The 10,620-nt window shown below is 34.7% G+C and carries 7 protein-coding genes; 5 read left to right on the top strand and 2 right to left on the bottom strand.

All coding sequences use genetic code 11. The features are described from left to right. Positions 1–37 precede the first annotated feature (37 nt). Positions 38–637, bottom strand: coding sequence for a ribonuclease HII (locus tag E5D58_RS14830; protein WP_136483162.1), 600 nt, complete (start codon positions 635–637; stop codon positions 38–40). A gap of 446 nt (positions 638–1,083) precedes the next feature. On the opposite strand from E5D58_RS14830, the gene E5D58_RS14835 reads away from it, so the two are divergent. The 5 genes from E5D58_RS14835 (at position 1,084) to E5D58_RS14855 (ending at position 10,334) form a co-directional block, all read left to right on the top strand. Then, positions 1,084–4,449, top strand: coding sequence for a SusC/RagA family TonB-linked outer membrane protein (locus tag E5D58_RS14835; protein WP_136483164.1), 3,366 nt, complete (start codon positions 1,084–1,086; stop codon positions 4,447–4,449). Between the two features lie 19 nt (positions 4,450–4,468). Next, a complete protein-coding gene (locus tag E5D58_RS14840; protein ID WP_168796707.1) occupies positions 4,469–5,950 on the top strand; it encodes a RagB/SusD family nutrient uptake outer membrane protein in 1,482 nt (493 codons plus the stop codon). Positions 5,951–5,970: 20 nt separating this feature from the next. Beyond that, entirely contained in the window at positions 5,971–6,825 is an 855-nt protein-coding gene (locus E5D58_RS14845) for a zinc-binding metallopeptidase (RefSeq protein WP_136483168.1), read from the top strand. Positions 6,826–6,831: 6 nt separating this feature from the next. After that, a complete protein-coding gene (locus E5D58_RS14850) occupies positions 6,832–8,220 on the top strand; it encodes a DUF4302 domain-containing protein (RefSeq protein WP_136483170.1) in 1,389 nt (462 codons plus the stop codon). A gap of 134 nt (positions 8,221–8,354) precedes the next feature. After that, positions 8,355–10,334: a putative porin gene (locus E5D58_RS14855; RefSeq protein ID WP_136483172.1), complete on the top strand. Its 1,980-nt coding sequence runs from the start codon at positions 8,355–8,357 to the stop codon at positions 10,332–10,334. Positions 10,335–10,396: 62 nt separating this feature from the next. On the opposite strand, the gene E5D58_RS15045 is transcribed toward E5D58_RS14855, so the two are convergent. Beyond that, positions 10,397–10,620 (bottom strand): hypothetical protein (locus E5D58_RS15045; protein WP_205660330.1); only part of this gene is annotated, 224 nt, incomplete at its 5' end.

Genomic DNA, 10,620 nt, shown 5'->3' on the forward strand with positions numbered 1-10,620 from the left:
TGTACAAACCTAAGATATTTTTTTATGGCTTAAAAGATTAAAGTTCTAACTTTAGTTGCTCGGGAAGCAGTTTAAAAGATTTTCTGTGATATTTAGTAATGCCATAGGTTTTAATGGCTTCTCTATGTTCTTTGGTTGGGTAACCTTTGTTTTGCTTCCAATTATACATAGGATATTCTTTATGTATTTTATCCATATAAATGTCGCGGTATGTTTTGGCTAAAACAGATGCAGCAGCAATGCTGAGATACTTGCTATCTCCTTTAATTATTGTTTTAAAAGGAATATGCCTAAAAGGTTTAAACCTATTACCATCAACAATTATATATTCTGGAATAGCCGAGAGTTTTTTTATAGATTTATGCATAGCTAAAATTGAGGCATTTAAAATATTTATGGTATCAATATCGTCTTGAAACACATGGGCTACGCCAAAGCTAACGGCTTCTAACTCGATAATCGGTTTTAGTTGAAAGCGTTTTTTCTCACTAATCTGTTTGGAGTCGTTTAAAACCTTATTTTCAAAGCTTTCAGGAAGTATTACGGCTGCTGCTGTAACTGGGCCTGCCAAACACCCTCTCCCAGCTTCGTCGGTTCCACATTCTAACTGGTATTTCGAGTAGTTGTTTAATAACATGGGGCTAAAATATTGATAAATTAATAATCTGAAGGGCTAATTTTTTTGGGTTTACTAATTTAATAGTTGCTTTTTTGTTGAATATCAATCAACGGTTATGTTATATTTATTAAATAACTATATTTATTAAAAAAAAACCAATATTTTGAATGAAATAATAATAAATCGATAGTTTTGTTGCGGGGTTAAAGGGGTGAAATCTTTGTTTTTGTTTAACAGTTTTGTTTTTTCGTTAAAATATTTGCATGTTTGTAAGCGACTAACTCAAAATAAATATTCATTTCTTCATCTTTTTTGATTAAGTGATAAATATTTAAGGAAGAAAGCCAGTAATAATTACTGGCTTTCTTTATTTTGTAATATCATTGAATAATTGCCAATTAATCAGTTTGTTCCTTTAAGAAATTATTAAGAGATTTGTTTTTGACTAATTCAAAAGAGAATCTATGAAATTGAAATTGACCTGGTTGTTAACTGGGCTGTTTATGACTTTCACCTTATTAATTCATGGGCAACAAAACCAAGTTTCTGGAGCCATTATTGATGAAAACGGTTTGCCTCTAGAGGGGGTAACTGTAATTGTTGATGGCACTGCCAGAGGTGTGGTTTCAGATTTTGATGGGATATATGCTATAGCAGCAAATCCTGGGGAGGTCATTAAGGTTAGCTTTATTGGGATGAAAACCCAGCTAATAACTATTAAGAATGCTACAACCGTCAATATAACTATGGTGGAAGACATGGAGAGTCTTGATGCCGTTGTGATTACAGGTTATCAAAATGTAGAGCGGGAATTGTTTACTGGAGCCTCGCAGACCATAAAAGCAAAAGATATTAAGTTAGATGGTGTGGCAGATATTTCAAGGGCATTAGAAGGTCGAGCTGCAGGTGTAAGTGTTCAAAATGTAACAGGTACTTTTGGAGCAGCACCAAGAATAACTATTCGAGGATCTTCATCCATTTTAGGAGATACTAAGCCTATTTGGATAATTGATGGTGTTATTCAGGAAGAAATTGTAAACCTTTCTGTTTCAGATTTGGTGTCTGGAGACCCTAATACCCTCTTAAGTTCGGCTGTTGCAGGATTAAACCCTTCTGATATTGAAAGTTTTGAAATCCTTAGAGACGCATCGGCATCTGCGCTTTACGGAGCTCGGGCATTAAATGGTGTAGTTGTAATAACGACTAAAACTGGAAAGAAAAACCAAAAGCCTACTGTAAATTATTCAGTTGAAGTTGCAGTAAGAGATGTTCCCAGGTATAATAATTATGACCTTTTAAACTCTCAAGAAACGGTTTCTATTTACCGAGAAATGGAATCTAAAGGTTTTTTAGATTTACCTACCTCCTTTCAAGGAAGGTTCGGTGGTATCTATAATATTATGTATAGAGCAATTGATACCTATGATTCCAATACTGGGCAATTTCAACTCAAAAATACGCCAGAAGACAGAGCTAGGTTTCTACAACAATACGAATTGGCAAACACCGATTGGTTTAATACCTTGTTTAGAGCAACACCAACGCAAACACATACGTTGAGTTTTTCTAGTGGTAGCGATAACGCAACCTCGTATGCTTCACTCGGGTATTATACAGATCCGGGATGGACTATAGCCGATAGGGTAAGGCGACTTACTGGAAACCTAAGAAATACATATTACCTTTCTAATAACAAACTTAAGATTACTACCCAGTTAATTGGCTCTTTAAGAAATCAATTGGCTCCAGGTACCAATAGTAGGCAAGAAGATGTGGTTGGGGGCTCTTTCACGAGGGATTTTGATATTAATCCGTTCAGTTATGCACTAAATACCAGCAGAGCATTAAGACCAAGAGATAATAACGGAAACCTAGAATATTCAAGATATAATTGGGCGCCCTTTAATATTCTTGAGGAGATTGAAAATAATTCTTTAGAACTAAATGTTTCGGATATCAAGTTTCAGGGGCAGGCAGAATATAAGATTAACGAGAATTTAACGTATAATTTTCTTGGGTCTGCCAGATTTGTAACGTCCAATGGAGAACAATCGCAAACAGAAAATTCCAATGTGGCTGCGGCATATAGGGCAGACGAAACTACTATCGTTCAAGATGCTAATACGTTTTTGTTTTCCGATCCAGATGAACCTAATTCAAGACCGAGGGTAGTGTTACCTGTTGGAGGTATTTTAACGACAAGAAAGAATACATTAACCACTTATACGTTCAGGAATACTATTGATTTTAATAAAACGTATTATGATGTGCATGGCATAAGAATATATGCTGGACAAGAATATAGGTATACAGACAGGAGTGAGAGTTCAAACACGGGCTATGGATATCAGTTTTCTAGAGGAGGAACTGTTTTTACAGATCCTGATATTTTGAAGAAGGCTATTCTTGAGGGGAATGACTATTTCTCTTCTTTTGAAACTAGGCAAAGAGAGCTGTCGTTTTTTGCTAATTTCACTTATGATTACAACAAAAAATACGTTCTTAATTTAACTGGTAACTATGAAGGTTCTAATAGGGCAGGGAAATCCAGTGATTCCCGTTGGCTTCCAACCTATACCATAGGAGGTAAATGGAATATTGATAAAGAAGATTTTATAAAAAATTCCAATGTAATTTCAAGTATGGCTTTTAGGCCAAGTTATGGCTTGGTAGCACTTCTTGCAGATAATGCAACAAACAATTTACCTGTATTTAGAAATCAAATAACAGATAGGTTATTTGCCGGAGACAGAGAGAATTTTATTGAAATTGAAGATTTACAAAACACCGAGCTAACTTGGGAAAAAACACTTGAGTTAAATTTGGGATTAGATATTGGATTGTTCGATAATAGAATCATGATGAATTTAGACGTGTATTCTCGTCAAGGGAAAGACCTAATTGACCTCATTAGAACAACAGGTATTGGAGGTCAGTCTATTAAACTAGGTAATAATTCAGAAATGACCACCAGGGGAATCGAATTCCAACTAAATACGGTGAATATAGATGCAGATAATTTTAACTGGAGAACTGGATTCAATATTTCACACTTCAATCAAGAAATTACCTCTTTAAAACAAGAGTCTAATGTTTTCGACTTAATAACAGGAACGGGAAGAGGGAATGCCGTAGGGTTTCCAAAAGGATCTTTGTTTTCATATAAATTTGAAGGTTTAAATGAATTTGGATTACCTCAGTTTTTATCAGATCAACCAGATTACGATCCAGCAAACCCTTATGATTTAATTGATTTTCAGGATACAGACAATGTTTTAGATTATTTGGTTTATGAAGGCGGTACCGAGCCTAACCTAACCGGAGGGCTTTCAAATAATTTTAGGTACAAAAACTGGGATTTTAGTTTCTTCATCTCGTTTTCAGCAGGAAATAAAATTAGACTTAACCCTTCCTTCGCTTCAGAGTATACAGATTTAGATGTGTTTCCAAGGGAGTTTGTTAACAGGTGGTTAAGTCCAGGAGATGAAGCCCTAACAAAGGTGCCTGTAATAGCATCTCAAAGCGTGCTTCAGTCCTTTGGGGAAAATAATTTAGAAAGAGCTTATAATGCCTATAATTACTCAACAGAACGTGTTGCTGATGGTGGTTTTGTAAGAATGAAAAATATTACTTTAGGGTATTCATTAGATAAAAATATTATTAAAAAACTAGGACTTTCTAATTTTAGAATGACTATGCAGACAACAAATCCTTTTTTAATTTATTCTGATTCTAAGCTGGGTGGTCAAGATCCAGAGTTTTTTAGATCGGGTGGTGTGGCTTATCCTATTTCCAGATTATTTACATTTTCTCTTTACGTAGGGTTCTAAAACTTAAGCAATGAAACACATGAAAAATAACATATTTAAAATAGTATTTTTGGTTTTATTGGTGTCATCCTGTGATGATGTTTTAGATGAAACACCAGATAACAGGACGTCTATTGATAGTCCAGATAAAATTGCCGAACTTTTAGTAGGAGCCTATCCGGAGGCAGCGTATGCTTCTTTTTTAGAACCTATGACGGATAATGTAGGTGATAAGGGGCCAAGCGCGGAAGAAGTTAGAATTAATCAAGAAATGTTTTTTTGGCGCGATATTAATGATGTTGATCAGGATACACCAACGTTTTACTGGAATGAGGCTTATGCTGCCATTGCGCAGGCCAATCAAGCTTTAGCTTCCATTGATGCCTTAGGAGGTGGTCAAGAGTTAGATGGCTTGCGAGGAGAGGCATTGTTGTGTAGAGCGTATGCGCATTTTATGTTAGTAAGCATATTTTGTAAGGCCTATAATCCTGCAACAGCGGGTTCCGATTTAGGCATAACCTATATGACAGAACCTGAAACAGTGTTGCTTGGTAAATATAGAAGGGGAACTATTGCTAATGTTTATGATAAGATTAGACAAGACATTGAAGCAGGAATTCCTTTAATCGAAGACACCTTTAATGTTCCAGCGTATCATTTTACTAAAAAGGCCGCTCACGCATTTGCATCAAGGTTTTATTTACACACAGGACAATGGCAAAAGGTAATCGATCATAGTAATTTGGCTTTAGGAGGAAACGATACAAGTGTTCTGCGAGACTGGGAGAATTTTTACAGACCAAGAACATATTCAGAACAAACAACAAGGTATATATCTTCCGCTGTGGAGCCTGCAAACCTCCTATTAGTTTCAGCAGCTTCAGGATTTAATAGGTTTCATGCAACAGCAAGATACCAACTAAACAATCCAAAACGGGATGAGTTATTTCCATTTTTCAATGAGACAGGAAAAGAATCGGCTTATCAAGTTTTTGGTTCTAACGATTTGTTTTATAACCTTCCAAAATTCACAGAATATTTTAAAGTTACCAATCAGGCTACAAGCACAGGAGAAGCTTTTGTTACTTTTGTTTTATTGTCTACAGATGAAGTAATTTTTAACAGAGCCGAAGCCTATGCCATGTTAGGGCGGTTAGAAAATGCGGTGGCTGATATTAACAGGTCTTATGATGTGAAGACCATGGGGTTTAACCCTAGTGAAGATAATTTTACGGTTGCAGATATTCAATCCATTTTTCAGCCTGATGACCCTAATTTGTATACGCCTTTTTATAATATTCCAGATGAATCATTAGCGTTTATTCATGCTATTTTGAATTTAAAAAGAACGATATTTTATAATGAAGGCATGCGCTGGTTCGATATTAAAAGGCATAATATTGAAGTGGAGCATAGAGATATTTTTGGCAATAGCTTTGTGTTGCCAAAAGATGATTTGAGAAGAGCTGTTCAAATACCTGAAGCAGCACAGTCTTTTGGTATAGATGAAAACCCGAGGTAAACGATTTTTAAAGTTTAAAAATGAAAGAGAAATATATAAAAGGAGTATTAGTTTTTATTACCGCTGCTAGTTTTTGGACCTGCGGTAATAGCGATAATGTTGGCGAAAGTCAAATTGATACGAATCCACCAATATTAAATGGGTTGGATGTATGGTTAAGGAACAATTTTGTAACACCCTACAATATTGAGATTCTATATAAGTGGGATATTAATGATACCGATATTGATAGGTTTTTACATCCACCATTCGAATCTAGCGTAAGACCAGTGGGTGATGCACTCCAGAAAGCTTGGATTGAACCCTATACTAAAGTAGGAGGTCAAGATTTTATTAAAAACATTGCACCACGTCAGTTTACCTTTGTTGGAAGTTTTAACTTTAATCCCAATAGTCCAACTATTACTTTAGGGATTGCAGAAGCAGGCACGAAGATAACCTTGTTTAACATCGATTACCTTGATTTTAGCGATATAAATAGTATAAAGCAGCCATTAAAGACGGTTCAACATGAGTATGGTCATATTTTAAATCAAAATATTCCTTTTGATGTTACTTATGGTCAAATAAACCCTCAGGATTATACAGCACAATGGTTTAATAGAACTGATGAAGAAGCCAGAGAATTGGGGTATATTACAGCATATGGTTCAAGCAGTGAAGGGGAGGATTTTGTTGAAATGATTTCAGAAATGCTAACAAATTCGAAATCGGAATTTGATGCCATTGTTGAGGGGATATCTAATGAAAGGGCTCGACAGATTATTAGGCAAAAGGAAGCCTTGGTAGTTGAATACTATTTAACCAATTTTGGGATTGATTTCTACGAATTGCAGGATTTGGTGGATAAAGCGACTAAAGCCTTGGTAAACTAAAAAAATATGAATAGGAAATTAAAATACATTAGATTAATCATTCTTCTACTTTTGGTTGTTTACTCTTGTAATAACGATAATGGAGAGGATCTTTTTTCAGCCTCGCCTGCCGAAAGAATTGCTCAGGGTAATGCAGAGGTACTGAACTTGTTGATTTCAGAGCCTCAAGGTTATAAGGCTGATTATTTTACCAAAAACGATGAGTTTGGAGGTTTTACATTTTATTTAAAATTTAATTCTGACGGTACCGTTGGAATGACCTCCGATTTTGATTCTGAAACAAGTATTCAGTCGTCATCATTTGAAATTAGGCTCGGAACCACGACAGAGCTCGTATTCACTACAAGAAACCATATTCAAAAAGTAAGTGATCCTTTAGCCGAAGGTTTAATAGGAACCGGATTTAAAGGAACTTCAGTATTTCAATATTTTGGAAGTGAAGAAGGTGCCTTGATTTTTAGAGATGTTAGAAACAAGGATACTGGTTTTATGAAACTTACACCGTCAGGGTTTTCTAATTTTGAGACACAAAGTATTGAAAAGGTAGAGGCTTCACTGGAGCAAAGAGAAAATATTTTACCGACTGTAAATAGTTCGGTATTTCAGCTTTTAACGGTTGAAAACGCTAACGGTTTATCAAATTTTGATTTTAATTATGACGCCTTAAGATTGTTTTCGAAACCTCAAATAACTTTGTCTGATGGTAATATACAAGAATATTCTTTTGGCTTGAATTTTAATGAATCTGGATTTATAATAAGTCCAGCTTTTCAGTACGAGGGTGAAATATATGAAACGTTCGTTTATGATGATAGCACGAATAGTTTTGTCTCGCAGGTGAATGGAACAACGGCAACTGTTTATTATAGCGATACCCCTTCTTTTTTTAAAGATGATGTTAATGGTTTAGGAGCTTTAGGGCGTCAAACCTTTATTTCATTTCTCGAGGATGGCACAAGCCCTTTAACCTCACCAGGTTTTAATGCGCTCCTCGATACCTTAGAATCTAATGTAAACCAAATAGTGGGATTCGAAAATTGGAACTACTTAGGCTATGCGTATCTTGCTGTTCCTAATGCGACTGGAGATGTTCGTGTAGATCTGTTTTTTGAAAACCCTAACAATCCAGATCCAGAAAGAGCGATATACTTGTTTACGCCTACTGTTCAAAATAATAGGCTGTTTTTAAGATTTACAGGGGTTACCAATCAAACAGGTTTTGATTTGTTTGAAGCATTGGTCCCAATGATACAATTTTGGGCGAGCCCTGAAGGTATATATTATGTTGACGAGGGTACGTTTACCTCAGATATTGCAGAATACGGGAATTCTGCTGCTACCTTTACAAGTTTAAGTCAGTCAAACCTTAGAACTTATGGCTTATGGATAAATTAAGAACCCTTGCGTTATAAAACATTCAGGAATAAACAATTTTTAGTTACCAATGTTTAATCGCGCAAATAATATTGTTTTCATTTTAACATGTTGTAACAATTTGTGTTTACCTTTGCGGGGTTTTAAATAAGGTTATGATAAGACTTATTGCAACTATTTTTTTTATTGGTTCGTTAAGTGCAGTTTATGCTCAAGATAAGGTAAGTATCAACGAGGAAGAAATAACTCAAACAACCTCTCAAAATGATTCTTTAAAAACTAGGCGGTTACCCGCTAGAAAAAAAAAGGATGCTGTTAAAGAAGAGGAGTATACCCCTGTTATACAAGATTACCATATAATTTCACACGAAAATGATACGACATATGTTGATACGTCTCTAACGGTTCTAAAAGATTATAAGCACAACTATTTAAGAAAAGATAATTTTGGCCTCATTCCTTTTTCAAACTTAGGTCAAACGTATAATACGCTGAGTTATAATTTTGAGAATACGAAGTTGATGCCAAAATTTGGGGCAAGAGCGAGACACTTCAACTACATGGAGGTTGAGGATATTAATTATTATCGCGTTCCAACACCGTTTACAGAACTTTTTGCCAGAACAGCCTTTGAGCAAGGACAATTATTAGATGCTTTTTTTACGGCCAATATGTCGCCACAGTTTAATTTTTCCATAGCCTATAAAGGTCTTCGGTCTTTAGGTAAATACCAACACATACTTGCAAGTACAGGAAATTTTAGATATTCAACTAATTATAGAACTAAAAACAACCGGTATAATGTAAAAGGGCACATAACATTTCAAGATTTATTAAATCAAGAAAATGGTGGGCTCACAGATATAAGTGTTGAAAATTTTGAAAATGGAGATCCTGAGTTTATTGAAAGATCTCTGCTAGAGGTTAATTTTGAAGATGCCGAAAGTATTTTAGAAGGAAAACGTTTTCATTTAGATCATAATTATGCCATATTAAATCCGAATGATTCCTTAGTGAAAAATAAATTGAGTGTTGGTCATATCATATCATATTCAGATAAACAATTTGAGTATAAGCAAGCAGCTGCGCAAACAGATATATTTGGAGCTTCCTTTAACGCTACTAATTTGCTCGAAAGGACGGAATTAACAGATTTGTACAACCAGATACAAATTAATTACAGCAATAATATAATTGGTGATCTTCAGTTAAATGCCAGTAATAACCATTATAATTATGGTTATAATAAATTGGTTATTCTTGATGGCGAAACTATTGTAAACAGATTAAAGGGTGATGTGTATGCCGTAGGTGCTAAATACCATAAGCAATATAAGGGCTTTGAACTCAATGGAGATATAGGAGCTAATATATCTGGTGATTTTGATGGAAATTATTTTAAAGCCGATGCTTCGTTTAGAATTAATGATGATATTTCTGCGGTTGGCTCTATAAATCATAGTTCGAAAGCCCCAAATTATAACACGCTTCTTTATCAAAGTAATTATATTAACTACAATTGGCGAAATAAATTTAGTAATGAAGAAACTCAGCAAATAGCATTTCACTTAAAGTCTGAAAAGCTCGCAAATGTTTCGGTTGATTATTCAACAATAGATAACTATGTATACTTTGCAGAGGATAACAATACGGGGCAGGTTGCACCATTTCAAAACAATAAAACCATCAATTATTTAAGGGTAAGGTTGGAAAAGGAGTTCAGGGTAGGGAAATTTGCATTGAACAATACTATTGAATATCAAAATGTAAAAGACCAAGATACTATTTTAAATGTTCCAGAGTTTAATACGCGTAACACACTATATTTTTCATCGCACTTATTTCAAAAAGCGTTGTATTTGCAAACGGGAATTACATTTAATTACTTCACTAAGTATTATATGAATGCGTACAATCCAGTTTTAGCTGAGTTCTATGTACAAAAAGATAGGGAATTTGGTGATTTTCCAAGGTTGGACTTCTTTATTAATGCTAAGCTTAGAACAGCCCGCTTATTTCTAAAATTCGAGCATTTCAATTCACCTTTTACAGGCTATAATTATTATTCGGCTCCGTTGAATCCTTACAGAGACTCTATTATTCGGTTTGGAGTTGTCTGGAACTTCTTTTTATAAAGTTGTTGCCTATACTAATTACTTGGTTTCGCTAGCAGGATAAGGTCATTAGGAGTAGATGGTTAGGTATTCGAAAAGTAATATTTAAGACTTGTTGAGGTGTTTAAAGCTGTAGTTCTTGTATTGGTTATTTGATAAATGATAGAGTTCATTGGTTTAGTTTTTAAAAAAGTTGTATTGTAACTATCTTGAAACAAAAGAGTTAAGGTTTGAACTAAAAAAACATAAAAAAAAGGCATAAAAAAGTTTGTTGCTAAGGAATAAAAGGTGGTATATTTGCAGCCGC

This window comes from Cognatitamlana onchidii, assembly GCF_004804355.1.
Lineage (GTDB): Bacteria > Bacteroidota > Bacteroidia > Flavobacteriales > Flavobacteriaceae > Cognatitamlana > Cognatitamlana onchidii.

Bases quoted from the DNA above. Each gene is read 5' to 3' on its own strand.
- E5D58_RS14830 (WP_136483162.1), bottom strand. From the start codon at position 637: ATGTTATTAAACAACTACTCGAAATACCAGTTAGAATGTGGAACCGAC.
- E5D58_RS14835 (WP_136483164.1), top strand. From the start codon at position 1,084: ATGAAATTGAAATTGACCTGGTTGTTAACTGGGCTGTTTATGACTTTC.
- E5D58_RS14840 (WP_168796707.1), top strand. From the start codon at position 4,469: ATGAAAAATAACATATTTAAAATAGTATTTTTGGTTTTATTGGTGTCA.
- E5D58_RS14845 (WP_136483168.1), top strand. From the start codon at position 5,971: ATGAAAGAGAAATATATAAAAGGAGTATTAGTTTTTATTACCGCTGCT.
- E5D58_RS14850 (WP_136483170.1), top strand. From the start codon at position 6,832: ATGAATAGGAAATTAAAATACATTAGATTAATCATTCTTCTACTTTTG.
- E5D58_RS14855 (WP_136483172.1), top strand. From the start codon at position 8,355: ATGATAAGACTTATTGCAACTATTTTTTTTATTGGTTCGTTAAGTGCA.